Source organism: Pasteuria penetrans (assembly GCF_900538055.1).
Taxonomy (GTDB): domain Bacteria; phylum Bacillota; class Bacilli; order Thermoactinomycetales; family Thermoactinomycetaceae; genus Pasteuria; species Pasteuria penetrans.
In genome coordinates this window covers 1,609,871-1,635,765 of record NZ_UZAC03000001.1, presented here as the reverse complement: position 1 = coordinate 1,635,765, position 25,895 = coordinate 1,609,871, and the positions used below count along the sequence as shown (strand labels likewise).

The 25,895-nt window shown below is 45.4% G+C and carries 18 protein-coding genes and 1 pseudogene; 15 read left to right on the top strand and 4 right to left on the bottom strand.

Going from position 1 to position 25,895, the window contains the following annotated elements; all coding sequences use genetic code 11:
- The first annotated feature begins 374 nt into the window (after positions 1-374).
- Positions 375-539 carry a hypothetical protein gene (locus PPRES148_RS11545; RefSeq protein ID WP_187820763.1) on the top strand — a complete coding sequence of 55 codons (165 nt, stop codon included), beginning with the start codon at positions 375-377 and terminating at the stop codon, positions 537-539.
- A 1,377-nt stretch (positions 540-1,916) separates the two neighbouring features.
- Here the strand turns inward: PPRES148_RS11545 and PPRES148_RS06660 are convergent.
- On the bottom strand, positions 1,917-3,062 hold the full coding sequence (locus PPRES148_RS06660; RefSeq protein ID WP_149453780.1) for a cysteine desulfurase family protein: 1,146 nt from the start codon (positions 3,060-3,062) through the stop codon (positions 1,917-1,919).
- 207 nt (positions 3,063-3,269) lie between these two features.
- On the opposite strand from PPRES148_RS06660, the gene nadB reads away from it, so the two are divergent.
- The 9 genes and pseudogenes from nadB (at position 3,270) to PPRES148_RS06620 (ending at position 16,646) form a co-directional block, all read left to right on the top strand.
- Entirely contained in the window at positions 3,270-4,802 is a 1,533-nt protein-coding gene (gene nadB, locus PPRES148_RS06655) for an L-aspartate oxidase (protein ID WP_149453779.1), read from the top strand.
- Positions 4,714-5,619: a carboxylating nicotinate-nucleotide diphosphorylase gene (gene nadC / locus PPRES148_RS06650; RefSeq protein ID WP_149453778.1), complete on the top strand. Its 906-nt coding sequence runs from the start codon at positions 4,714-4,716 to the stop codon at positions 5,617-5,619. Before nadB ends, nadC begins: the two co-directional genes overlap by 89 nt.
- A gap of 26 nt (positions 5,620-5,645) precedes the next feature.
- On the top strand, positions 5,646-6,755 hold the full coding sequence (gene nadA / locus PPRES148_RS06645) for a quinolinate synthase NadA (protein ID WP_149453777.1): 1,110 nt from the start codon (positions 5,646-5,648) through the stop codon (positions 6,753-6,755).
- A 461-nt stretch (positions 6,756-7,216) separates the two neighbouring features.
- A complete protein-coding gene (locus tag PPRES148_RS06640; protein ID WP_149453776.1) occupies positions 7,217-7,828 on the top strand; it encodes a L,D-transpeptidase in 612 nt (203 codons plus the stop codon).
- A 1,255-nt stretch (positions 7,829-9,083) separates the two neighbouring features.
- Positions 9,084-9,547: pseudogene (locus PPRES148_RS13320) on the top strand (IS256 family transposase); the annotation flags it as partial.
- 1,218 nt (positions 9,548-10,765) lie between these two features.
- Positions 10,766-12,442: a transposase gene (locus PPRES148_RS06635; protein WP_149453487.1), complete on the top strand. Its 1,677-nt coding sequence runs from the start codon at positions 10,766-10,768 to the stop codon at positions 12,440-12,442.
- A gap of 528 nt (positions 12,443-12,970) precedes the next feature.
- Positions 12,971-13,705, top strand: a complete 735-nt coding sequence (locus PPRES148_RS06630; RefSeq protein ID WP_149453775.1) for a cytochrome c biogenesis CcdA family protein — start codon at positions 12,971-12,973, stop codon at positions 13,703-13,705.
- A 477-nt stretch (positions 13,706-14,182) separates the two neighbouring features.
- Positions 14,183-14,842: a peroxiredoxin family protein gene (locus PPRES148_RS06625; protein ID WP_149453774.1), complete on the top strand. Its 660-nt coding sequence runs from the start codon at positions 14,183-14,185 to the stop codon at positions 14,840-14,842.
- A 790-nt stretch (positions 14,843-15,632) separates the two neighbouring features.
- The gene (locus PPRES148_RS06620) at positions 15,633-16,646 is read left to right on the top strand and encodes a CPBP family intramembrane glutamic endopeptidase (protein ID WP_149453773.1); all 1,014 of its coding nucleotides are present in this window, start codon (positions 15,633-15,635) and stop codon (positions 16,644-16,646) included.
- Between the two features lie 1,257 nt (positions 16,647-17,903).
- Here PPRES148_RS06620 and mqnE (PPRES148_RS06615) read toward each other — a convergent pair.
- Positions 17,904-19,001, bottom strand: coding sequence for an aminofutalosine synthase MqnE (gene mqnE, locus PPRES148_RS06615; protein ID WP_149453772.1), 1,098 nt, complete (start codon positions 18,999-19,001; stop codon positions 17,904-17,906).
- A gap of 30 nt (positions 19,002-19,031) precedes the next feature.
- Complete coding sequence (gene mqnE, locus PPRES148_RS06610; protein ID WP_149453771.1) at positions 19,032-20,180, bottom strand: aminofutalosine synthase MqnE; 1,149 nt, start codon at positions 20,178-20,180, stop codon at positions 19,032-19,034.
- Positions 20,181-20,520: 340 nt separating this feature from the next.
- Here mqnE (PPRES148_RS06610) and PPRES148_RS06605 point away from each other — a divergent pair, with 340 nt between their 5' ends.
- From PPRES148_RS06605 to PPRES148_RS06595, 4 genes are all read left to right on the top strand, one after another.
- Positions 20,521-20,754, top strand: coding sequence for a hypothetical protein (locus tag PPRES148_RS06605; RefSeq protein ID WP_149453770.1), 234 nt, complete (start codon positions 20,521-20,523; stop codon positions 20,752-20,754).
- A gap of 1,131 nt (positions 20,755-21,885) precedes the next feature.
- On the top strand, positions 21,886-22,176 hold the full coding sequence (locus PPRES148_RS11530; protein ID WP_187820759.1) for a hypothetical protein: 291 nt from the start codon (positions 21,886-21,888) through the stop codon (positions 22,174-22,176).
- The gene (locus tag PPRES148_RS06600; RefSeq protein WP_187820758.1) at positions 22,152-22,475 is read left to right on the top strand and encodes a Spo0E family sporulation regulatory protein-aspartic acid phosphatase; all 324 of its coding nucleotides are present in this window, start codon (positions 22,152-22,154) and stop codon (positions 22,473-22,475) included. Before PPRES148_RS11530 ends, PPRES148_RS06600 begins: the two co-directional genes overlap by 25 nt.
- Positions 22,476-22,506: 31 nt before the next feature.
- Complete coding sequence (locus PPRES148_RS06595; protein ID WP_149454275.1) at positions 22,507-22,860, top strand: HesB/IscA family protein; 354 nt, start codon at positions 22,507-22,509, stop codon at positions 22,858-22,860.
- 274 nt (positions 22,861-23,134) lie between these two features.
- Here the strand turns inward: PPRES148_RS06595 and PPRES148_RS06590 are convergent, their stop codons facing one another.
- On the bottom strand, positions 23,135-24,142 hold the full coding sequence (locus PPRES148_RS06590) for an NAD(P)/FAD-dependent oxidoreductase (RefSeq protein ID WP_281289938.1): 1,008 nt from the start codon (positions 24,140-24,142) through the stop codon (positions 23,135-23,137).
- Positions 24,143-24,533: 391 nt separating this feature from the next.
- Here PPRES148_RS06590 and PPRES148_RS06585 point away from each other — a divergent pair, with 391 nt between their 5' ends.
- A complete protein-coding gene (locus PPRES148_RS06585; protein ID WP_149453768.1) occupies positions 24,534-25,820 on the top strand; it encodes an NAD(P)/FAD-dependent oxidoreductase in 1,287 nt (428 codons plus the stop codon).
- Positions 25,821-25,895 lie beyond the last annotated feature (75 nt).

Here is a 25,895-nt window from a genome sequence, read left to right as displayed (position 1 = left end):
AGATATCATTCTTAGAAGTCCGTTTCTATATAATCATTTTCGGGTCTGATGCTACCGCAAAAAGGAACGATTCGACAAGTACCGCCCAGAACACTGTTTTCCAAAATTTGGTTCCCTCCCCGACCTATAATAAAATTTAATAAATATAGTAGGGTTATTTGATAGTACTTTCTCTTTCATTCAATGCATTCCCAGGAAATAGATCAGCACTATATTTCATAATAAACAGTTTATTTATATTATTATATATTAACCCATGGTAATTATATCTTGTTGATTAAAAAACATGGTAATAGATAATGGAAAATCAATCTGTCCTTATTGTATAATCTTCCTTATCATAGACAAAAAAATATAAGAAGACAAGAGAACAGATGGCTTCTCAACATTGTAACACAATACCCAATGACTACAAAACAGAGGAAATAGAACAAAGAGAAACTGGGGATCCTGTGGAAACAATCCCCAGTAGACCTAATATTGATAAGGTTACGATTCTTCTTTCTTTTTCATTGCGTAGATTATCCTTATTATTTTAAATTTATTAAATTTTACATAATCGGTGTTAGCATAAACGATGGTGGTGATTACGGTTATTGTTTGGATGTCAAGTCAAAAGTATGGATAGCACTTGGTCGTTCATATAGGCATACTTATCCCGGTCTCTGTTTTTTCTGTTATTGTATAATTATAAAATGACATTTACTAGTAACTTCATTTGGTATTTATTTTTACTAATAAATAGTTATATTTTATTAAAGATCTAATAATTTTCTTTTTTTAGGAACTATTCTATATATCTTTCGGACCCATACCCTTCCAAAATATGTCATTTTTTATTTTCCATAATGTCCATTTAAAATATATTGAACATGATTTTTTTATAAAAGATGTATTTTGGGGGCTATCAACATATAATCACATTGATTGTATTTATTTCGTTTCCCATATTAATTTCTCCCTTCATTACTAAAATTTATGCAAAATTACTTTAAATCTTTAGTAGTGAAAGGAGAAATCATTACAATAATTAAAAAAATATAGAAAAAATGCATTTAAATTACTGTCGAGTAGGGCTGGCGTCTTAGTCAATCCTTTCACAGAATCACACGTACTACTCTCGCATTATGTGGCTCTTATGGCCCCATAGGATTTTGCCCACTCAGAACCCCGGTCTGGTGTCACATTCTTTGTACCTTCCTTTGCTATATTCTATTCGGGTTTCGATCTGATGTTGCCTAGTCCAACTTTCCGATCATCCCCTTATCTCAGATTGTGCTTCTTCAGGTAGACCCATCGGGTCTACCCCACGATCATCTCCTTGCTCCGGATTGTACATTGGCTGGTCCAGGCGGACCATTCAATTCCTCCGCTCCCCCCCCATTGCAAGGGTTTCTTCACTACTATGAGTTGATCCGACTCTGTTTATGGGGGTTTCGGTGTGGTCTTAGATTTTTTACACCTGGCTAAGGCCAGGTGTCCGTGCGACAGTATTCTGTGGTTCCCTATGAGGACCACCCCTAAATCAGGTTTATTCCATCTGTGTGCCGGATGCCGCCAGGACTAGTAGGTGGTTCGCCCTTCATGGCTTTGTTCCAAGGATAGGATCCGAATACTCTTGTTTCGACATCGACTGAGCCCTTCGATGCTTACCTCCTAGGGTTCGCTCTCGCTGATCTCCCTGATTTCCACCTGACAGGGGTACTACCCCGCCTTTTCCTAGACTGCTCCCATTTATACCCACCTGGACCTATGATGACGGGGGGCCTAATAGATATGGGACACACGCTGTGCACCGTTGATTTGTTTATGTGGAGTGAGAGGGGCCGGATCACACAGGGGTGTTGAGACCGGTCCCCGTTGTCATCCATTTCTGTTCTCCACTATATGGGTTCCCTGATAGTGGGGTATGTCTTTCAGGGGTACTGTTGGCGTAAGTAATTTACTGCATGTTGCAAACGATGGAGTACAGTTTGAATGGTTGGAGTCTCCGTATCCTTTCCCAAACTGAAACGTACACTCTGGTAAGCTTCCTCCTCGGTTCTTCCCATAGCCATCAGTACATGGGAAGGGGCATGTTTTCCGGCAGCGCAGGCCGAGCTGCTAGATACATAGATTTGTTGGCGGTTGAGTTCTAGCATGATAGCTTGGCCCTCGATATTGGTAAAGCTCACATTGAGAAGGTTTGGAAGTACGTTCTCCGGATGTCCATTCCGGATCACCCCATCCCAGGATTGCATTCCCTCCCAGAGTTGATTCCGTAGTGTTTGGAGTCTGTCAGCTTCCCCCTTTACGGATTGGCTCACCCAGGCGGAGGCAGCACCAAAACCAACGATCAGGGGTGTAGGTGGCGTTCCTGGGCGTAGTCCTCGTTCCTGCCCACCACCGTGTAGTATGGGTGTGAGGCGTACACCATTGCGTACGTAGAGAGCACCGATTCCCTTGGGACCATAGATTTTATGGGCACTCAGGGAGGCCATATCCACCCCTAACTCCTCCACATTGATCGGCAATTTTCCGAAATACTGGACGGTGTCCGTATGTAATAGGATATCGTGTGGGCGGAGGAGATTCGCCAGCCCCGCAATGGGTTGTAAGGTCCCCGTTTCATTGTTAGCGGCCATAATGCTTACCAATCGGGTAGAGGGTCGGATGGCATTTTTTACCTCATCAACAGTTAGGAATCCCTCCGAATTGACACCGATGTAGGTTGCCTCATAGCCTTCCTTCTCCAGTGCCCGTACAGCTTCTAAAACAGAGGGATGTTCAATGGTGGAAGTGATCATGTGGCTGCCGCGGGGTTCTCTACGCATGGTGCCAAGAATAGCTATATTGTTTGCCTCCGTTCCTCCGGAGGTGAAAAGGACGCAACGTGGTGTGGTGGCCCCGATAGCTTCAGCAACTTGTTGGCGGGAGTATCGATGTACATCGGCTGTGCGTTGGCCAATATCGTGTAAACTGCTAGAATTGCCAAATTCCTTTTGCCAAAACGGTAGCATGGCCAATAGGGCTTCTTTGTGTAGAGGCCCGGTTGAAGCATAATCCAAATAGATACTTTCCAAATGGTATTCCTCCTTATGTTCATTTCTATACTTTGTCTCTTTCCCCATGAAATCAATGGAGAGTTTTTCTGAGCGGGGGATTAGCGTTGAGGAATGTAGAAAAATGTGAAACTAGCCTTAGGGAATCCAGGTATGGCATACGGTTGACATCATCTATTTTTTCCTGCCACAATGAATAGAGTTAGAGAAGGGAGTTAATGCCTGCCGATGCAATGTTATGGGACTGATGTTCTCATTATAGGCAGTGGGGTTGCTGGATTGGCAGTGGCATTGGATATGGATGCTAGGATTCACGTGACGGTTTTGACAAAGGCACATGTACAGCAGAGTAATTCCTACCGTGCACAGGGGGGAATAGCGGCCGCGGTGGGTGTGGGAGATTCGCCCACTCTGCATAAAGAAGATACCTTGCGAACGGGTGTGCAAATGTGTAATCCCTGTTCCGTTGATGTGCTAGTGAATTCGGCATCGGATGCGATTCGGCGACTTTCCCGTGCAGGGGTACCCTTTGATCGGAACGACAAGGGGTGGTTGCTCGGTATGGAGGGGTCCCATAGTGTGGCGCGTATCCTACATGCGTTTGGGGACGCAACGGGGGCAGCTATGACCCAAACCCTATTACGACGTGTGGTGGGGCGGGAGAATTTTTTTTTGCACACGCATGTTTTTGCTTTTGATCTGTGGGTGAGTAAGGGTAGATGTCAGGGTGTTTGGGCTATAACTCGGGATCGTCGGCTCGTACTCTATCGGGCCCGTTTGGGCGTGGTGTTGGCAACCGGTGGTTGTGGCCAGGTGTACGGACGCACCACCAATGATCCGGTTTCAACAGGGGATGGATTTGCACTTGCCTACCGTGCAGGGGTACCCCTTTTGGATATGGAATTTGTGCAATTTCATCCAACAGCCTTGGATATACGACAGAATCCTATGCCTCTCATTTCAGAGGCCGTGCGTGGGGAAGGGGCTCAAATCGTCGATGAAACAGGGGAACCGCTTTTGGCCCATCTGCATAGTAGGGGGGATCTTGCACCGAGAGATGTTGTGGCTCGTGCCATTCATCTTGCACAATCCCAAGGGCGGCGTATTTTCCTTGACGCCCGTTGTTTGAGGGCAGATTTTACGCAGCGCTTCCCTCATATCGATCGGGCTTGTCGGCAAAGGGGGATCGATCCTGCTACAGAGATGCTCCCGATTACACCGGCGGCGCATTTCATTATGGGAGGGGTTGAGGTGGACTTGGGGGGGGCGACCCCCCTCCCTAATCTCTATGCATGTGGAGAGGTAGCTTGCACGGGAGCACATGGTGCCAATCGTCTGGCTAGCAATTCTTTGCTGGAAGGCGTTGTTTTTGCACAGCGGGTAGCTAAGCGACTCCAGGGAACCACAGTGGTGGATCATGGGGGTGTGCCTCCTACCCGTGGGGTTCCCCCTCTTTCGGAGTCCCAGGTCGTGGCTGTCTTCAAGGATCGGTTGCAGACTCTTATGTGGGATCATGTGGGGATTATGCGCACTTCGGAGGGACTACAATTGGCCCATCAACAACTGCAGTTATGGGGAGATTCCCTTCCCTCAGGTTGTTTTGTTTGTCGCAATTTATGGATTGCGGCCCAGGCGATCGTACGCGCAGCCCTCTGGCGGGAGGAGAGTCGGGGTGGTCATTATCGGGTTGACTATTCCCAAACGTTACCACAATGGTCCACACGACATTATAGGGTGGTGTGTTATGCTCAACAGGGATGAGGAAGTTTTTGTTCAGAGGGCCTTACAGGAGGATGTAGGTATCAGGGACTTCACGACAGAGTCCCTGGTTCCCGAGGAGGCACGTTTTGTTGTTCACATGGTATCACGGGAAGAGGGTGTTGTAGCAGGTTTGTTGTTGGCCCTGCGTATTTTGCAACGGTTGGATCCCTCCATAATCTGTCATCATCATGTTTCTGAGGGGGAACAGGTGGTATCGGGGATGAAGTTATTGACTGTGGAGGGAAGGGCACGTGCAATCCTTACCGGGGAACGGGTGATACTCAATCTCGTACAGCGTTTATCAGGTGTTGCTACTAAAACACGTCAGGTGGTGGAGAAGGTGGCTGCCTGGGATTGTAAAGTTTTGGATACCCGAAAAACGATGCCGGGGATGCGTGCACTAGAGCGTTATGCTGTTCGTATAGGGGGTGGGTATAATCACCGTTTTGATTTAGGTCATGCAGCCATAGTCAAGGATAATCACTGGCCCTTTATTTCTGATTTGAGGGAAGCTTTGCAAAAGATTCAACGGCTTGCGGGTCCTTTTCTGCCCGTGATTGTGGAAGTGGAGACGTTGTCGCAGCTAGATGAGGCCCTTGAGGCGGGTGTGTCCTATATTCTATTGGATAATTTTTCTGTGGGGGAGGTAAGAACGGCTGTGTCCAGGGTGAAAAACAGGGCATTTTTGGAGGCTTCCGGGGGTATTACCTTAGATAATGTGGGTGATATGGCTTCCACAGGGGTTCAAGCGGTTTCCCTCGGATGTTTAACACAGGCCGCGGTAGCATTGGATATAGGGTTTGATGTTCCTACATGAATGAAACTGGCTAGGGGAGGATTAGAATGGCTATCGAACGTGGGAATTTTATGGTCGAACCACTCCCACAGATTTATCGGCAGCTAGCGGGGGATCGATTGGATGAAGGCATACGCAGAGCGAAGTTTACCCTAGGGAAAGATTTGGTTATTCTTGGGCATCATTACCAGAGGGAAGATGTCATTGTTTATGCTGACCATCGTGGTGATTCCCTGTTACTATCGAAAAAGGGTGCTAGACAAAGGACGGCGCGTTTTCTTGTGTTTTGCGGGGTACATTTTATGGCGGAGACGGCGGATATTTTGGCTGCCCCGGGACAACAGGTGATTCTACCGGATCTGCGTGCGGGTTGTTCCATGGCGGATATGGCGGATATAGGGGATCTGGAGGAAGCGTGGGGAATTCTGGAGGAGGTGTGTGGGAGGGATACCATTCTTCCGGTTACGTACGTGAACTCCAGTGCGGCCATCAAGGCGTTTGTTGGCAAACATCATGGGTTGACTTGCACCTCTTCCAATGCTAGGAGGGTTCTTACATGGGCCTGGGAACGGAAAAGAAAAATTCTCTTTTTGCCGGACCTACATCTGGGGAGAAATACGGCTTACGCTATGGGGGTGCCTCTGGAACGGATGGCGATTTGGTCCCCTGGATTGGGTAAGATCATCGATGCAACCGTGCCTGTGGAGCAGTTGCAGCTTATTCTCTGGCAAGGATATTGCTCTGTCCATCAGAAGTTCACCTTGGAGCATGTGGAGAGTTTTAGGAAACGGGAACCGGATTGCAAGATCATTGTTCATCCGGAGTGTTCTTTCGAGGTGGTGCAGGCAGCTGATTATTCTGGATCTACAGAATCTATTATAAAAACGATTGCAGCGGCACCGGCGGGGACCCGGTGGGCCGTAGGTACGGAGGTTAATCTTGTACAGCGATTGGCGAAACAATACCCGGAGAAAAAAATTCGCCTGTTGAGTACTACCATGTGTCCCTGTCTGACCATGAATCGGATCGATCGTCCGCATCTTCTCTGGTCCTTGGATTGCATTCTTGCCAAGGAGCCCGTGAACCGCATCATTGTGGATGAGGTGACAAAGCATTGGGCTAAATTGGCGATTGATCGTATGCTCTCCCTCGCGTAATGGGAGTGTAGAAGAAAAGGGATCTGTCATGATTTGGAATACGGGTGCTTTTGTAGTAGTTTTTTGATTTCATTCATATTGTGATGTGTGGGGGAATGGGCAATGGAATGATATGGGCGGTTTTTGTTGGTGTTTTTATTCGGTTTTCGACTGGTATATAGGGGGGGAGGTTTGATTTGGGAAGGGATTCATTCCACCCCCTATAGGGAACGGGATAGATGAGGATAGGATTTTCGGCCTATATTTGTTTATACCCATGGTTGTATTACTATCTAATATAATATTTTACTATATACATATGCATATTTATATGTTTATATATAAATATAAAATAAATATAAATTAAGTTATTATTAAATGAAAAAATATCAGTTGTTGTATTCCATGGGGTGAAGGAATATAATTAAATTTGAGATTGGTTTCAGGATCCATCTAAGAATGGAATAGGGGGGAATAAACTTATGAATAAATTTTTTGTATGGTTGGTTTCCTTGTCGTGTAGCTTTTTATTTTCATCGATTGCTTCCGCAGAAAGCAATCCCCAACCTAAAGGGACTCATATAGTAGTTAATCTTAAGGAAAATATGTTGAAATTATATGAAGGAAAGGAGCTGCAGAAGAAATTCCCTGTGGTTACAGGAAAGGATAGCACTAAAACACCGGCGGGTGTGTTTAGTATATGGTATAAAGAGCGGTGCCATCCGTTTAGGGACAAGGACACAGGGGAGATTTTGTACGAGGGTTGCGCAAGAGGTAATCCGTTTGGTGCTGTTTTCATGCCCTTAAAAGGTGGAAATGGGGTAGCTATTCACGGAACTAGTAGTCCGGATCTTGTTACGAAGCGTGCTAAGGTTTCTAACGGTTGCATACGTATGTTGGATAGGGATGCGAAGGAATTGTACGGTAGGGTTTCTGAAGGTACATCAGTTCGTATTGTGCGGGGTAGTGAGAAGGATAGTGAGAACATGGAAGATCAGGATGAGGGGGGCAAGGCGAAAGACAATGGAGATGATGAGGGAGGGGACAGCAGTAAGGAGGAACCATCATCTGAGAATGGTGTGGAGGAGTCCTAATAGTGGTGGATATCAGGGGATATCCACTTTTTCTATGGGGGTTCATGCCGGGGGTCTTTTTCTTTGTTTGTTTTAGGTTAAAATTACAATTTTATGATGCTACTCATATATTCATGTATAATTCGAAATGGGCCATAGGGGATGTAGGGTCAGAAGAGGTACCCTGATCCTACATCTTGACTTAGATAATATTAAGGTGGTCGTTTTTAGGAGTTTGCTTCTATATCATCGTCTCTGAGTAGTATTTTTGGGTCCCTTTTTTCTGCGTTTTTCCTTAGCAATGGGATAGAGGGGATAGGGGTGCGTTGAGGCATACTTGTCCCCCTGGGTTCGCTCTGTTCCGGGGATGATGCCGAGAAGCGGGGGATGATGGTTTCGGGAGGAAACAGGAGAGGAGGGGACTATCTATTAGAACCTCTAGTGTCATGGATCCCGGTACAGTAGAGGTATTTTCCTGTAGGGGGTAACCATGAAGACGGTTCGAAAAAAATTCCCGTTGGAACTCAAACAAAAGACGGTTGAGTAAGTCAAGAATGGACAACATAGGGACCAGATATCTAGGTAGTGTAAATAGATGGGTAAAGGAGGACAGGAGAGGGTGTGTCGGCTGGTTCATTTCCTCATCAATCTTATTATATTAGGGTCTATGGAACCCGATCTTTATTGGGAAGACGGGGAGAATAAGGGGCTTGGGGGGTTCAGGAAGGAGCCTCCCACCCCCTTCACCTTCTCTTACAACAAACCCTGGGCGACAGGAAGTTCATTGCAGATATAGATTGTTTTATTCAGGGATGTAGTAGAAGATGATGAGGGACGTCTTACCTACGAAAATAAACTAGCACTTTTAGAAATACTGGGACACAGAAAAAAACTGACGGAACAGTATCGTTAAGATGACTGCTACGCGCTCCTCATATGGGGAACTTGCCGCTTCCCCATTATGAGGATTCTCGGGGGCAGTATTCCGTTGGGGGTGTGAATTTCCGAACAGGGTTTTTGAGGGAGATTTCCCTCCATTCTGGGTGCTTTCCCTATGGATTACTATATAAAATACATTTATTATATTAAAATATAAAAAATATATTTTGTTTTTCTGGCTCTGTCCTCCCCTTTTTTACCTATTCACTATAGTATCTGGACCGTTCTGATTCATTGAAAATGGTAATCAATTTCCATTTTCTTTTTGTTTATCTTTCTGTTATACTGTCCCGTGAAAATAAAAAATTTTATGGAATTACGAGCAGGATATAGATTGATGGGCCACAATACTCATACTGCCTTACCGGCCCCTATTTGTGATAAAAAAATGGAGAACGATCTCCCAGAGCGGGTACAATATTTACAAACAATCAGGATCCTTACCCGAGTAAGCCATCCAAACTGTCGGGTGTTTCGTTCTGCACGATAAAAACTGGGGAAATTCCACCATTGGAAAGGCTTGGATATGGTTGGCTGGCTATGAAAGGGTCCTATATCTGGGGCGGAAAAGCTATCAAAGGGACAATGGAGTACGATGTAAAATTATTAGAATATGAAACGCCAAGTTCCAATCTGTTCTAGCGGATCCCTACTTCCGTTATGATCCCTACTCGTTGAAAAAGCTCGTCTCCCTTCGAACCGACGGTATGTCGCTGGAGGTCACCGCAGGGCAAACAAAGTGGATCCTCGGCAAGAAAGGGAATTCCTCGTTTCACCCTCTCCCAACGCTTTATTTTTCGGTAGGATAGTCACCTAGACGCGTGGAACTTCCGTGTATTTCCTTACAAAAGTGTAATGTTATTTTAATATACAATACATGTTATATGTTGTCTATCCGTTCTATAATGGAGATAGGGGTTTAGTGAGCCCCTGGGGTCGGGTCAAAAGTATGAGATGGTACCAGCCGATCGTTTAGACACGCCTATCCCAGTTTTCGTGCTTGTTATCATACAGTCATAGGATACTATTTACTAAAAAATACATGTGATGGGTACTACATTAATAAATAAATATATTATATTTAAAAATATAAGATAGTTCCCGAAGACTTAGGAGCCCTGCGGGGTACTTTTGACCCCACGCCCCCTGATAAACCCGAACAGGTACCTGGTTATTGAATGGACATCTTTCATAAGGGGTCAACATTGTAGGACGCAAAAATTTCTTACTGGAATTCAAGCAAGAGGTAGTGGGTCAGATTTACAAAATAGACATCGCGTTACCCAGGTTTTTAGACAGTATAATGTGGCGGCCAACGCACGCAATCGGAAGATGGGTGAAAGGAGCAGAAGAGGGTAAGTTGTGGACCCTGCCTCCCTTATTTAGGAAGGCCTTCGCTAAGTCTTGTAGCGTTTCGATCCCTACGGTAGGGAAAATTGATGATTTGAAACAGCCCCTGGAAAGTGAGGAATTTAGAAAGTAGTCGGTTAAAAAATGAATTGGGAGACCATCCACTATGGATTGAGTGCAAAAAATGACATCGATCATCAACTAGAATATTTTTATTTATTTTGAACGTGGTAATACCGCATAGTAGTATGACTTTATCATCCGTAACGTGCCGGGGAGCATCCCTCATCAAATTATGTGGAATGTTGTCAAAATACCCTACGATATCAATACATGGTGCTGGTGCCGTTAAAAAGGTTCACAATTGTTTCCTGAGGTTCGAATAAAAATGGAAAGTGGGCTTTTGCGGATTCATAAAAATAACTACATAAACTTTTATGAAATCATACTATCTATAGAAGCTCGGTTCCCTAATTATGGTTAGGTTACCGATATTATAATAATATTCCGAACATATAGTCAAAATAGGATATGACCCTACCTTCCTTACGTACATTCGAAACAACTTTATATGTATTACCTGAAAAATACCCTCAAAGAAACTTGAAGACCATCTGTTATTCCTATACAATCCTCTTTATACCCACTATAAAGGGAGGTTGATAACAGATGGTCTCAGGGTATTGTACCATAGAACAGTCGAACTTGGAAGGGATAGAGGAATGGATTGAATGCTTCGCGGATAAGTGGCGCTGGTGTTCCACCAAGGAAGAAATTAAACTTGCAACCCTTTGCGAGTATTACGCGAAACATGCTTCATGGTACAAGGAAACATATGCCGATTATCATAATACTATCGGTCAACCCTGCAAGGATATCCTTTTTACCATAATCCTGGAGTCCATTAAAGAAACCTTTGGGTGGACAGACAGGGAATTGATCGAACGTATTCCACGGGAAGGAAGGTTTTTTGAAGCTCTGGGGGGCAAAAAAGGAAAGCCCCTTATAGGTAGGAGAACATTATACGAAGGCAGAAAACGGTTGTTGGCATACGAGGAGAAAACAAAATGCAATGTTACACGGGACTCCTTTCAGCACTTCACCACCTTCCAAAAGTCAATAGTAGGTATGACATCCACCTGCCGTAGAATGGATAGCACGCTAATCAACAGCAACATAAGGAAATTGACCCGTAATGACGTGATCTATCTGGTGGCAAAAAATGTGGTTTGTATCTCGGCTGAACTCCTGATTCCCCTCCCCGCGGAGTGGGGGGTTTTTCTGGAGAAGGGGTGCAAACTAACAGACATCGATAGTCGGCAATCATTGGGCTATCAGCCTCCCCTTCCCCCAAAAAAAGGAGCAACAGCAAGGGATCATAGGACTGCAGAGCTAATTGGGGTTTGCTTGGCTGTAAGGGAACAGGTCTCCCACTATGACAACATCAGATCAACCAAGGAGTATGCATTGCTGGAAAGGGTGATCTGGGAACAAACTGAGGAGGATGAACAAGGAAATCTCAGGATGCTCTCCAAGGTGCGTTCTGGTAGTCTACAAAGCCCTTATGATCCTGATGCTCAGTACAGGAAGAAGAACAAACAGGAATGTTGGGGATATTCCGGACAAATCGTAGAGGATCGTGATGGAGAGAAGGGAGTAAGCCTAATTTCCTTCTTTGATATGAAAGGTTCCCTTCATCCAGATACGGCCTTTGCGAAGGAGTACATAGAAACATGGGTTCCCCATGATGGAATGCGGTTGTGTGCCGATGGGGGGTACTACAGCCATGAGATAAGCGAACTTGCCCAATCAAAGGGTATTTCGCTATGCTTCACCAATATGACGGGCCGAAGGGAGAACCCCGATAAATTGAGGGCAAGCACGTTTGTGCGAGACAAAAGAACAAAGGAAATTACACGGTGCGTGGCAAACAAGGAACCCGAGAACAGCCAGTACAAACCAGGGAGAAAACCAGGGAGCGGGACCAGTGTGGCTTATTTCAACGGGGAGGATTGCAAGAAGTGCCCCTTTGCGGATCAGTGCATTGGCAAACTCAACAAAACAGGGGGAAGAACCATAAGATTAACCGACCGAACGTACTCGGCGGCGGAGCAAAGAGATCAATTGGAGGAGACAAAATATAGGGAAGCAGGGAACAGTCGTGCGGCCATTGAGGGCGTTTGCTCCGCACTAAAAAATGCTTACGGAGCTCGCCGACTTAAGGTGCGTGGTGAACGAAGAGCTAGGTTGACAATGTTCGCAAAGTGTGTAGCGTATAACACATCTCAAGTCTCCGAATATATAGTAAAATTTATAAGAATAAGAAGGAGAGAAGTCATATCGTGATGAGCATATCTAATAATTTAAAAAATTCATAAAATAATCGGAACTATAGGCCGGTCTATTTGGCGTGCCAAGGTGTGCGGAATAGGGCATTCATTTCCGCGCTCATGGGTTCAAAAACCGAGTTTCCATGGTTATAGTAGAAATCCAACCATAATCGTTACGTTTCACACATATCCGGTCCAAAACATTCATACTATTCAATTTTTTATTTACATTACAAATTATCCATACATATTATACAGAAGTAATTCATTAACTAATAGCAATCAATATATATTATTTTGAAATATAATTAATATCGGAAAAAACCAAATCAACTGACTTTTAATTCCAGCACCAGCACCATACATACGAATCGGGGTGAGATCGCGATTCCGGCGTAGGTTCAAGCCAGTTTTTGATCATCGTCTGGGGCCATTCTATAAGTCACTGTGAGAACCCCCAAAGGGAGCCGCCGTCTTCGGTCGTCCGGTTCAGGAATTTCCATCTATTCAACAGAAAATCTTGCATGGGAGGGAGGATACAGATATGGACACTATGGGATTATCTGCGGATGCAGTAGAAAACATTGTGGAATCAATACCCTTTTTGGGGTCGTTCTTAGCAGGTATATTCTTTTTTTTCTCCAGTTGTTTTCTCCCTCTATATCCCACCTATATAGCCTATCTAACGGGTATATCCGCAACCTCTCTACAAGAGGGGGGTAGGACCTGGGCCACCTCACGAACCCTAATTGTACACAGTCTTTGCTTCGTGGCAGGTGTTTCCCTAGTCTTTTATGCCCTTGGATTTGGAATAAGTGCCACCGGTTCTTGGTTTAGCACCTTTTGGTACGACCAAAAGGGCACAATGCGCGTTATAGGTGGTCTCGTTTTGATCCTCATGGGACTCATCATGGCAGGGGTACTCCAACCCACGTGGTTGTTTCGCATGCAACGCCACGTTACTATCACCACCAACAAATCCGTGGGGTATATAAGTTCCTTCCTTATCGGGCTAGGGCTTGTTTCTGGTTTGTCGCCTTGTCTCATAGTCGCGGTAAGTCCCGTTCTCGCCTTCATCACCCAACAACCCGATCAAGCATTCGGCTGCATGACCTTGTTGTCCCTCGGTTTTGGTGCCCCTTTCATACTGTTCGCTTTTTTTCTCAGTTGGATGAAGTTTCTCGTTCGGTGTACACGTATATTGCAGATTATAGGTGGTACCACTATGATATTCTTTGGGGTTCTTCTGATAATCGGTAAATTAAACATTTTGAAGTAGTCCCCTCATATAATTCTAAAACATTGGTTCAGGGCTTAGTGTAGTCAATCCCATAGTAGACTCCCACTCCGCCATGTAGACAGCATTTGTCCGAATGAAGCTATAGCTGTTATCATATATTGTAATAATTTATAAAAAAAATAGATTCAGGGACAGGTGATCAGATGACGTAGGGGGGACGAAAAAGAGATCCCCCTTCGGAGGCTCCGACACCAAACTTGAAATGCAACCATAGGACAATTCCATCTATCCTAACAAGGAACCGTACACCCTAAGTTTTCACCCCAAATTCCCCTGGAAGGGAGGACTATTTTCCCTATCATGCCTTTATTCATACCGGTTCAAGAAAATCCGCTAATGGAGAAAGGAAAACAGTGTAACGAGAAGCCCTCTCGGGAACAGGTTTTCCAACCCGCAAATCCATACTCTATTTCTAATCCCAAAATCCCGTTATGAATTCAGGAGGCATGCCACATTATGAATGTTCTAGACAATGGGGAGAAAAAAACCAGTACCCCATCACCCCGTTCTCCCGTAGGTAAACAAATGGTAACATTAGTTATAATAGGACTTATTGTCATATCCGGAATTATCCTATGGTTTATTAATAGAAAATCACCTCCTCTTGTATCTGCCTCCCCCCGCTGTAATGGGGAAGTAGGCCCCCATAGCGGACAATGTGCCCCTGATTTTACTTTCCCCATTCTGCAAAATGGTCAAAAGGGCAATAAAGTGACCCTATCAAGGTACATGAACAAGCCTGTGGTTCTCTTCTTTTTCTACACTAGTTGTAGGCCTTGTGTGGAAACATTACCCTCCATCAAGAAAATGCAAAGCCAGTATGGGGATCAAATCAACTTTCTATATGTGAACGAATTTCAAAACGAGCCGAACATCCAAACAGTGCAAAAATTTATCGATCAATCCCATGAAAAAACAGGACAATCCCTGTCCCCGCCCTCCCCCGTTCTCCTAGGGGATGAAGACACAAACGTTCTCTACTCAGTCATAGGTTCACCAACAATCATCTTCATTGACGCAACAGGACGGATTGCTCATGCTCAATATGGCCCGAGACCTGATATCGACAAACTACTGGACAATCATCTGAGAAAATTATTAACTTTACGGGGGTAGGACAACAAATCTATGGGTAAGCGAATAGGGGCCTATTAGGACCTTTCAAAAAGAAAAAGGGACATGGGGAGGGGGTTATCATCCTTATTTCGAATGACTACCATCATCCTACTATCTCATCAGGTGGGCCAGCATTTCAGCCGCCCCCCACGCAGTCAGATTTAACACACTCGCATGATCCATTCCTTCCCATCCTAATATAAATATATGATACAAAAAATGCAGTCAATAAGGAATTCTCTCGATATCCCTTTTGGCTTCGACAGGTGTCCCAAGTTGCACAGAAAAGCCTATGTAGGGTTCCGTTTCGCCTATACACTATCGTATGTACTAAGATAGTAGAGTAGATAGGTCTACCTCTGTAGTTTAGTCCTGGGATGGGAATCCATACCCTCCGGTTTCGACATGAACTAAGCATTTCAATGCGTCATCAAAGGATTCGATTGCGCTAATTTTCTCGACATTGACACCTGATAGGACGCTATGCCCCAACTTTTCCCTCTTGGCCGCCAAAAACGACCTATGTTCCCAATGTTAGTCACGCTAGAGCGATTTGGAACCTATTATACCTACAGTCCCAAAGGACCTAACCCTACCTCTATCTTCCCCGCACTTAGCTTGGTACACAGTTTTCCCGATGTAGGAAACTGTCCATAGGGAATCAATATACTCTACAACTGACATTCGTCCACAATGACTATTCTGTCCCGTGTACTCCCCATAGACTGCGACTCCACTGACATTTATAGACCAATGTTTCAATTTTGTATCAAAGGGGAATTTAATATCTATGAACCTAATAAAAATGATGATGCAAGAACTTCTATACTCAACCCTGATGACGATGGTGGTGGTAGGCCTCCTGTGGATCTTAGCAAAATTTGATTTCATTTACCACCAACATACAGTGGTATTGGAACGTAGTCCCCATAGAAAAAGGGTTCAGAATTGGGGTAGAATCATTGATATTCTATTCCTTCCCGCGCTCTTAGGATATTTATGGAGGATTCATGATCTTGGTAGAATGACAAAGAAATATGTTTTCTCCAATCTTTCAATGTTCCAGCAGCTTGTCTTTCTCGGTTTTGTCTTCCTATGCCTATTTACGATAGGGTTTCTTTTATGGCCAGCATTCAGGCATGAAATTATGTGTAAATTTAAATTAAATCCCCAAAAATACCTTCACCGTGCTATAGTCTGTGTATTACTAGCAGTTCTCATTGAAAATGCATTCACCCTATCTATCCATTCCGATGGATATAGCTTAATAGGATTCTCAGGGGGACTATCAGAGACATCCACTCTATCCTCCCCCCTATCCGGCGCTATGGCCCTACTATTCGTGGGATGGGGTACCACCACCTCCTACAATTGGAGGGGGGCGCTCACTCGCCTGGGACTCAACAGAAAACCAGCGTGGGGGACATTTTTCTTTGTGTGTTTACTTCTGGTTGCCTTTGTGGCTATTCAAAAATTTATGATATCTTTCGTCCACTCTGGCGAACCTAAACATACGATCGGGTTCATTCCCCTCCTTTATATGATGGCAACAGTACCGGATATATTGAACGGGATTGGCGACGAGTTACTATTCCGGGGGATACTCCAACCGCGCATAGGGATCTGGCTTTCCAGTATCGTGTTTACCCTAGTGCACATGCCATACGACTGGATTACTCTTCTGTGGACTCTTGCGGCCTCCCTGCTCCTTGGATGGATAGCACGTAGGTATTCCCTATGGTTGTCCATATGGTTCCATGTGATCTACAGTGTTGTTTTCAATACGGTATCAACCTTCCAGTAGGGATATATGTAACACAGCACATAATTAAATACATTTATTTTGATTAAGGGGTGATATTCCTTATAAAAACATGGAACTAACTTAAGAAATTTTATGTAGATATCATAAAATTATTTCCATGCAGATAAAAACATACACCAAGCTCAATAGGAGGGGCTTTCTGATATTCGGATGAATTGGGTTACTGGTATCGGGGTTCCAGATTGGCCCGGTACAGGGAGCCTACAGCCAATGTACAGCCAATGTGAAGGGGATTAGGGGGGGTTGTTCCCAATGAAAAGGGGAACCCCCCTCAAGTACAATTCGTCGACTGAGGAGGTTTTGGAAGAGATATTTGCGTGATAAGAATAATGATGCACAATATGATAAGCATCATAAACGATTGGGCCACCCCAGGTAGTACTATATGTTGGTGTATTTCGAATTATAAGAATTAAATATACAAAATATACAAAATTTTCATTAATTTAATACATAATAAAATGAAAACTAAATTAATTGAAACTCCTTTAGCATTAAGGACCATAATCCTAACTTTCTTATAGTAGAAGTCATGATAACCCCATCTCCCTATTATTTTAATTTTTAAGAAAGGGAGAATCCCCTACCCCATGAATCGCTGTGTGATAGCAGTAGTAGCTTGATCTCCTGAGGATCATAATGAGACGATCGCACTGAATTATATTATGTGCAGAAGGAAGGAGGTATGGAATATTTATCAATCCTATGGTCCCACTGTATCATACAATCGTTGTATTATATAATCGCCGGGCAGCATCCCGTTGTGGGTGTGAATTTATAAACAAGGTTTTCAGGGTAGATTTCCCCTATTTTTGATGATGATAGGGACCCCATCTTTTGTCGGATGGATTCAACCCTCATCGACAGCTGTATCAAAAAACTGAGCCGCAATGTGTTGGTTTTCTTTTTTATCAGGATTGCAGTCCGTCAGATGGCCAAACTTTCCCTCCCTCTTCCTTCCGAATGGGAAATCTTCTTGCAACCGGATTGTAGGATGGGGATCTCCTGATCTCGATGGGTAACAGGGTAGGGGGTCCTAATCATTGAATATTTTTTCATGTAATTTTTGTTATTTAGGATGTGTATATAGCATGACCTGACGTTTGTCCCCGGGACAGATGCATTTTGTATTTCATATTTAAATACATTTATTTAATAGTAGAGGGTTGGCTGAGATGATGCCAACCCTTCTTGATACACATTATTTTATATTATTATAAATTTTTTCCATTTATGTTATGTGTGGACCGTCATGGTCCGATAAAAGGTGTCCCGTTCTACAGGAATACGTTGGGCCCCGCGGATCAACCATATAAGATCCTGGGTGGTAAGGGCTTTTTCGGCGATGGATCCAGCGGCTTGACTGATGCGTTCCTCCATCAGTGTTCCGTGTAGGTCATCAGCACCACAATGGGTTGCCAGTTGTGCCAATTGTGTGCCAATGTTGATGAAGTAGGCTTTGATATGTGGGATGTTGTCCAGCATTAGGCGGCTGATTGCGATCGTTTTGAGATCATCCATAGCTGATGTCCGTTTGCGAATGGAGGCAGTTTTGAGGCGGGGTTGCATGGCAAGGGGTATGAAAACCAGAAAGCCCCCGGTGTCATCCTGTAGATTGCGTATGCGCAACATATGCAGAATTCGTTCCTCATAGCTTTCAATCCCGCCATAGAGCATGGTAGCGTGGGTATACATACCCATACGGTGGGCGGTTCGGTGGACATCCAACCATTCTTCCGTACTTGCCTTGTCCGGACTAGTGATAGACCGATATCGTTCTGTTAGGATTTCTGCCCCGCCGCCGGGTAGGGTTTCAAGGCCGGCGGCCATGAGGGTTTCTAGGATTTTTTCCGTAGGCCATCCCGTTTGTTTGCAAAAGAAGACAATTTCTGCCGCTGTGTATGCCTTCAGGGTAACCTTCGGGTAATGTTTTTTCAGGGTGGTCAGTGTATGGACATAGTAGTCAAATGAAACCTCTGTATTGTGCCCGCCTACTATATGAAATTCTTTTATGCCTTCATGATAATGCGAGTCTGTGTAATGGAGCAGCTCTTCCTCGTTCATTGTGTAGGCACCCTCAGCATCAGCATCGCGGCGGAAGGCACAGAAGGAGCAGCTGGCTTCACAGACATTAGTAGGATTGATGTAAAGATTTTGAATAAAATAAACGTGACGATTGTTGCGTTTTTGGTTGACATGATCAGCTAGCTGGGCAATGGCCATGAGATCTGGACAGGCATATAGATCAAGACCATCTTGTAAACTGAGTCTATTACCGGATAGAATGCGTTCACGGATCGTTTCCAGGTTTTCTGTGGCATAACTGGTTTCCATAGGGGAATCGGTCCTTCCTTTCTCCTTTTCCTAGCCTTTTGTTGGTTCGGTATCCGTAGTGGTTTCTCTGTTATAACGACGTAGGATGCGATACATGGTGTCCCTCTCTACCGGGGTCCGCCCCGCCTCGCGGATCATATGTAGGAAGGAAGCGGGGGGGAGCATCTGCTGTCCCTTTGCACCCGCTGCGCGTACGATTTGTTCTTCCACCACGGTTCCATCAAGATCGTCCACGCCAAAATGAAGGGAAATCTGGGCCAATTTTTTCCCAATCATGATCCAAAAGGCCCGAATGTGGGGAACATTATCCAGTAACAGACGGGCAGTGGCCAGGATCTTGAGATCGTAGACACCCGAGGTGGCCTCTGGGATCGAGGGATACTCCTGCGCTAGGCGTGTATGATCAGGGTGGAAAGCGAAACCAAAAAAAGCGTCAAAGCCCCCCGTTTCATCCTGTAAGGACCGAATTTGCAACAAGTGGTCCACCACGTGTTTGGGTTGCTCAATGTGACCATATAGAATGGAAGCGTTAGAGCGTATACCCAACTTATGGGCCGTGCGATGGATAAAAAACCAACGTTTTGCGTCCGTTTTATGGCCTGCTATGATTCTTCGAATTTCCGGTGCAAATATTTCAGCGCCGCCCCCAAGAATGGACCCCAAACCAGCATACTGTAGTCGTTTTAGGAGTTCCCCTATCTCTACTTGGTGGATACGTGCCAGGTAATCGATTTCTACTGCAGTAAAAGCTTGTATGTGTAAATCTGGCCGATATTCCCTGGCTATTTGGATCATGGATTCATAGTAGGAGAGGGGCAACGCGGGATTAACTCCACCCACAATATGTAATTCGGTGATCTCGGGCGTTACCTTTTTGACAATTTGTGTTCTGATTTCCTCTAGGGGGAGTGTGTAGGCTGTTTCATCATTTCTGGGAACACCAAAAGCACACAACTTACAGCCAAGTGCGCAGACGTTGGTGTAGTTGAGATGCGTGTTGACAATGAAATAGGCCAAATCACCATGAAGCCTCCGTCGGACTTGATCAGCCATCCCCCCTAGACTAAGGAGGTCATGGGAGGTGAGCAATTGCAATCCTTCCTCTGCGGAGAGTCGCTTTCCTTGTTTCACTTTTTCGTGGATCGTTGTGAGATTCGACAGGGTTTCGGTTGGGGACATGATTATGAAAGAACGCTCCCTTCGTCGTTTCGGAGAAAGTAGGGGGGAACCTGGATCATCGTCCCCCCCATTGTAGCCTATTTCAGGGTAGTAGGGCTAATGAGTTCTTCATTCCCAATTTCGAGAACGGTCCATTTTTTCCTCATTTTTCCAGAATGAACCTATGTTTGTGGTTTCATGGAGGATCTTTCCTTGTCTATAATTCCTAATCTTGACTCACTAGTCCCCCGTTTTCTCCCTATATTTCCATTTCTTACCTTATGACCTGATCCAATATACGGATATCAAGGCTAATAGTACTATAGAAACACTGAATGTATAGCGGGTCCATGTATATACCATGATCGGCCAGGCGATTCTATGCTTTTTTCGATACACGGGGCGTAAGATCAATGAAGAGATGCCCGCCACGATGGGTGGTGATAGTAACAAACCTAATCCCAATGGGGTAGTGAATAGGATGGCAAGGGGTATGATTCCTATAGTGGATACTAGTAGCCCTATAGTAGAGGCTCCTGCGTGGGGATTCACCGGGAGGAGAATGAAACCCAAGAAGAGTAACAAGGGTATATAGAATAATAATTGGGTTGTATAGTGCAATCCGCTGAACCGGGCAGCGTATTTTGCCCCTTGTTGGTACTGCAAGGAGAGCCATTCGAGTTTGATCCTAGATAAAAAGATTGCCATTTTTTTATTGAGAAAGAAATCCGCCACAACCATGGAGGATATAACGGTGGTTGTATACATTAGGGGGGCGGTAAGGTTGCTTGTTTTTTCAAAAAGTAGTAGGGACCACCCAGTCCATATGGTGAATAGAAGGGATGAACAGTGAAGAAACAGGAATCGGAAGCGGTTGAGGGGTGGACTTATGAAAAACAGGAATAGGAGAATAAACCATGTCAAAATGAGGAATATATTAGTCCATACCATACCTGTGAGCACCCCCACGGAATTTTCTGTGGTGGATGGGGGAACTTACTCTATCATTCCCCCCCGCTTCTACTCATTGGAAAATATATTGCAAATGCAACCACTGGGTATCTTTCATCCAATCATTTATTCATAATTATTTTTATATATTTATATATAAAATGAATGAGAAAACAGAGTATGGGATCCATGTATGGATATGTGTTTTCAGTGTTCCACCTAGAGTAAGAGGAGGAGTTTGGGTATTTTATTCAAAAGGGAATCTCAATTTCAGGATTGGGGACGCTATTTATATTTCCTTTTTGTTCTTTCCTTTGAATTGCCTCGGATGATTTGTATATAGTTAGATTGTCTACACTTTTGGGGGAGTCCAATCATGTGTTTCCATATCAACCTTACTCATTCGTGATGACCTATAGTATATATATTAACATATTATAATTTAATTATATTATATAAAAAAAGGTAAGATTATAGTATGTGGGGTTGTCGAGACATTGGGCTGTTTCCGGATGTGTAGATCTATGCTTCTATACGACGATCTGGCAGGCACCATAGTTTTTTACCTATGGGTCTACCTATGGGCTTGATACTTGAATGATGGATTCTTTCTCGAATCCCAAATACGGGACCGAGTTTGTTTTTCTGGTCCTGTGGTAGCTTGGTTTTTCTTGGTGTGTAAGGGGCAAGGAAAGTAGACCCATCGGGATTCGGGAAGCAAAGGTGTTCCATAACTATGATTCCATAACACAAGGATCGATAGGATTTTGATTGCATGTGGGGTGTTGAATTCCGGGGAGAAACGGCTTATCATGGTGCAGGAGGGTTGGGGGTCCGTTGTCTTGTGTGGTGGGATGGCGTTCCCCCGATAGAGGTTTTGGTTAATTCTGTAATGTACAGTGCTCTGTTTGGATACCAGCATGGGGGTTTGGAAGCGGCTGTTTCTGTTTGCAGAGGGGCGTATAGAGACCGAGCCATGGATTGTCGATGGGGAATGGGGCTTACTGTCTTGCCGAATCCTTTACGGGGGGTGTTGTGCCGATGCACGGACAGACTACCTTTGTAGGAGGTAGTGGTGTCGGCATGGTGGAAAGAATAGCTGACACAAGGGGGGTTGCTGTGGGTTTGCGTAGGCGGCTGATTGAGGAGCGGATGGAGCGCCTACGCGGTCAGATGGAGCGAACGGCTTCCTACCTTGGAAGGGGCCACCCCATGGTATACGAGTTGAGTTGTGCCCTTGATGCCTTGCACAATGAGTGGGGGAAATTAGGAGGCGTGTGCGGACGCGCGTTGCCATTTGTTCATTGGTCGTCCCCGCTTACGCGGTGTGCGTGTGGGGTTGTCTGTAAGCATGGTGTAGGATAGTTGTAGAAGGAATGGGGGCGAGGAAACAGTGGTGGTTACGCTTACGGATAGGGCCGTCGTGCAGGTTAAGGAGATGTTGGCTGAGGATTCTGACTCCGATCGCCAATGTTTGCGTTTGGGATTGCAGCACGGTGGTTGCAGTGGCTGGTCTTACTCGTTGGGGTTTGATCAGAAACAATCTGGGGATACAGAGATGGTACAGCAGGGAATACGCATCGTTGTGGATAAGGCTGCTGAGCCATTGCTGAAGGGTACGGTGATCGATTACGAGGAGGCTGCCTTAGGTGGTGGTTTCCGTATCCAAAATCCCAATGCCAATGTGACGTGTGGGTGTGGATCCTCTTTTCGAACGCCGGATCATCCCGGTGGTCCACAGGAATGCTGAGATCGTCCCCTGCCATGGGGAATGTAGGGGTATTTTCTGAAAGTTACTATGCAAAAACCCTCTTCTCCCGCTCGGGGCTTATTGGGCGGGGAAGAGGGTTTTCATTGTCTGAATATACAGATGGCGTTGGTGCAAATTATAATGGTGACAGCAGCAAGCCACCGACCCAACCATGTCATTCTTGCTTCCTACTGTCTATTGAAAATTTTTTTCAATAGACAGGTATGGATTGGGGGTGTTTTTATACCGGTGCCACAGATCCATAGATCATTTTTTACACAAAGGATCGCTCACTACTGTGACCTGGTTGCAGACGGGTTTGAGGGTGGATATGCTTCTTAGCATGGCTTACTGCAATGGGTGCTTCGCCGAATCCAGTGGCGATGAGCTTGATTTTACCCGGATAGGTAGTTATATCGCCTGCGGCGTACACCCCGGGGAGGTTTGTCTCCATCTTCTGATTCACGGAGATGCTGTTTCCTTTTAGGGTGAGTCCAAAGTTGGCAATGGGACCCAGGGAACTCTTGAAACCAAAAGCGGCGATGACCGCATCGACAGGTAGAACAGGGGAGGAGTCGTTTTCCTTACAAGAGAGGACGACCTGTTCGATTTCTGTTTCCCCCTGGAGTTTCTTGATTTCATAGGGTGTGAGGATTTGGACGGAGGGGAGGGATCGCAGTTCTTGCACGCTTCGTTCGTGGGCCCGGAACTGGTTCCTGCGGTGTACCAATGTAACCTGCTTAGCTAGGGGGGCAAGCATCAATGTCCAGTCTACCGCGGAATCCCCCCCCCCAGCGATCAACACATGCTTTCCAGTGAAAACAGATGGTTCCAGGACGGAGTAGTACAGGTTTTTCCCTTCAAAACGGGTTGCTTCCATAAGGTGTATCTTTTGCGGTGTAAAAGCCCCGCAGCCGGCGGTAATGATGACGGTTTTGGTGGGGTAGACGTTTCTTTCTGTGCGTAATAGATATAGGGATTCCGAGGGTTTTTCAAGGCCTATTACCGTTTCCTCTAGACAGTATTCGGGCTGAAAACGGTCTGCTTGCTCGATGAGGGACCGGACGAGTTCCTTCGCACGTATCTTTGGCAAACCTGCCACGTCATAAATGTATTTTTCTGGATATAGGGCCGTCAATTGTCCACCGAGTTGTGGTAAGCTCTCGATCAGTCGGGTAGATGCGTCACGCATTCCAGCGTAGAATGAGGTGAACAGACCGGTTGGTCCGCCGCCTATGATTGTGATGTCCTTGCTGGCATGCATGTTTTTCTCTATAGCCAAACCATCCACCTCCTGCAGACCTAGGCGCAGCCGTGAAAGCGGTATTTGTTTTACCGTTTGCTGCTTCTTTTTTATATGTACTTAGGTGTATTATTGGGAAGAGATACTTGCCAAATATCCGAGGGAATCATATCATAAACCTTGTCAAGATTCAAACATTGTTAAGGTTCGAACACTGTCAGGGTCTCAATAGGAACGACTGTATAGAACAGAATTGAATATGCTTTTTCCCCCTGCTTCCCATAAATTGGGGTTGGACAGTGAGGAATGAGATGGGGTCGTAGGGGTGATGTTTCTCGTTTAGGGGTACAATATTACATTTGAAAAAGAAAATTGATCCAATATTTTTATCGGGGTTGGGTTGTTTTTAGTAGAAAGGGTTGAAAAGGATATGCATTTGCCCCATATTGTGGTCCTGGGGGCGGGTTATGGTGGTCTGATGGTTGTTAGGGAACTGATGGGACTTCTGGAGGAAAATGAAGCAAAAGTCACCCTAGTGGATCAGAACCCCTATCACACGCTGACAACGAATTTGCATGAGGCGGCGGCGGGTACGGCCGATCCTGAGCTAACGTGTGTTCCACTGAAGGAGTTTTTGACCCATCCCACAGATCGCCTGTGTTGGCAACAAGGTCGTGTTGTGAAAATCGATACCCAGGGAAAGAAGGTATTTCTTGCCGATTTGGAGGAGCCAATATCCTATGATTATCTTGTTATAGGTATGGGTAGCGTTTCGGAAACCTTCGGTATCCCCGGTTTGCAAGAGAACGCCTTTTTCATTCGCGATTTAGAGGGATCCTGCCTGTTGCGTGATCATATGGAGGAGCGTTTTTCTGGTTATAAAGATGACCCAAGGCCAGCACGAGTGACGATGGTTGTCGGGGGTGCTGGTTTCACGGGGATGGAGTATTTGGGGGAGCTGGTGGATCGTATTCCCGAGCTCTGTTGTATATATGGTGTGCCACAGGCAGCGGTTCGGATTATCAATGTAGAAGCTGCCCCTGGGGCCTTACCAGGTTTTGATGAAGCGTTGGTGGATCATGCGGTGCGTTACCTAAGTAAGAAGGGGATTACCTTTCGTTTCCGGACGGCGATTGCTTCCTGTTCACCCACAGGGGTCACTTTTCGTGACGGAGGGGAGGTGACAGCGGATACGGTAGTTTGGACAGGGGGTGTTCGGGGTCTTTCCTTGCTTTCCGATGCGGGTTTGGAGGTGGAGCGGAGCAGGGTTCCTGTGGATGATTGTTTGCAGACAAAGGACCATAAGGATTTGTTTGTAATTGGTGATTGTTCTCTAGTAGGTGTGCCGAGTAAGGAGGCAGTCTTCTATCCTCCGACGGCGCAGTTGGCCATGCAGCAGGGGAGCAATGTAGGCTATAATCTGGTGGCTCTGTTGCGTGGGCAGGCGATGGTACCCTTCTGTTATGAACATAAAGGTACCATTGCTTCCCTCGGTCGTTATGAGGCTATTGGTATGATTTGCAAGGTTAAGTTGCGTGGTAAACTTGCTACCTTGTTAAAACGTATAGCTCATTACCGATGGTTGTACTTGGCAGGTGGGACGCGTGTTGCTTGGAGGTATGGCTTGCAAGCGGACATGCGGGGCCGAAAACTGGTGGGAGAACCGGGGCCCACGCAAGTTGCCAAGGGGCAAAATGGAGTAGAGGGGGATAAGTAGTTTGATTGTCCAGGGGGTTGAAGGGGATTGTTCCCCCCTATTCAGTTGGAGGGTGTCTAGATGATTTGGAGTCGT

What these genes read in the sequence shown, in the direction of transcription:
- PPRES148_RS11545 (WP_187820763.1), top strand. Translation starts at nt 375, where the DNA reads ATGGCTTCTCAACATTGTAACACAATACCCAATGACTACAAAACAGAG.
- nadB (WP_149453779.1), top strand. Translation starts at nt 3,270, where the DNA reads ATGCAATGTTATGGGACTGATGTTCTCATTATAGGCAGTGGGGTTGCT.
- nadA (WP_149453777.1), top strand. Translation starts at nt 5,646, where the DNA reads ATGGCTATCGAACGTGGGAATTTTATGGTCGAACCACTCCCACAGATT.
- PPRES148_RS06640 (WP_149453776.1), top strand. Translation starts at nt 7,217, where the DNA reads ATGAATAAATTTTTTGTATGGTTGGTTTCCTTGTCGTGTAGCTTTTTA.
- PPRES148_RS06635 (WP_149453487.1), top strand. Translation starts at nt 10,766, where the DNA reads ATGGTCTCAGGGTATTGTACCATAGAACAGTCGAACTTGGAAGGGATA.
- PPRES148_RS06630 (WP_149453775.1), top strand. Translation starts at nt 12,971, where the DNA reads ATGGACACTATGGGATTATCTGCGGATGCAGTAGAAAACATTGTGGAA.
- PPRES148_RS06625 (WP_149453774.1), top strand. Translation starts at nt 14,183, where the DNA reads ATGAATGTTCTAGACAATGGGGAGAAAAAAACCAGTACCCCATCACCC.
- PPRES148_RS06620 (WP_149453773.1), top strand. Translation starts at nt 15,633, where the DNA reads ATGAACCTAATAAAAATGATGATGCAAGAACTTCTATACTCAACCCTG.
- mqnE (WP_149453772.1), bottom strand. Translation starts at nt 19,001, where the DNA reads ATGGAAACCAGTTATGCCACAGAAAACCTGGAAACGATCCGTGAACGC.
- mqnE (WP_149453771.1), bottom strand. Translation starts at nt 20,180, where the DNA reads ATGTCCCCAACCGAAACCCTGTCGAATCTCACAACGATCCACGAAAAA.
- PPRES148_RS06605 (WP_149453770.1), top strand. Translation starts at nt 20,521, where the DNA reads ATGATCGGCCAGGCGATTCTATGCTTTTTTCGATACACGGGGCGTAAG.
- PPRES148_RS11530 (WP_187820759.1), top strand. Translation starts at nt 21,886, where the DNA reads ATGTGGGGTGTTGAATTCCGGGGAGAAACGGCTTATCATGGTGCAGGA.
- PPRES148_RS06600 (WP_187820758.1), top strand. Translation starts at nt 22,152, where the DNA reads ATGCACGGACAGACTACCTTTGTAGGAGGTAGTGGTGTCGGCATGGTG.
- PPRES148_RS06585 (WP_149453768.1), top strand. Translation starts at nt 24,534, where the DNA reads ATGCATTTGCCCCATATTGTGGTCCTGGGGGCGGGTTATGGTGGTCTG.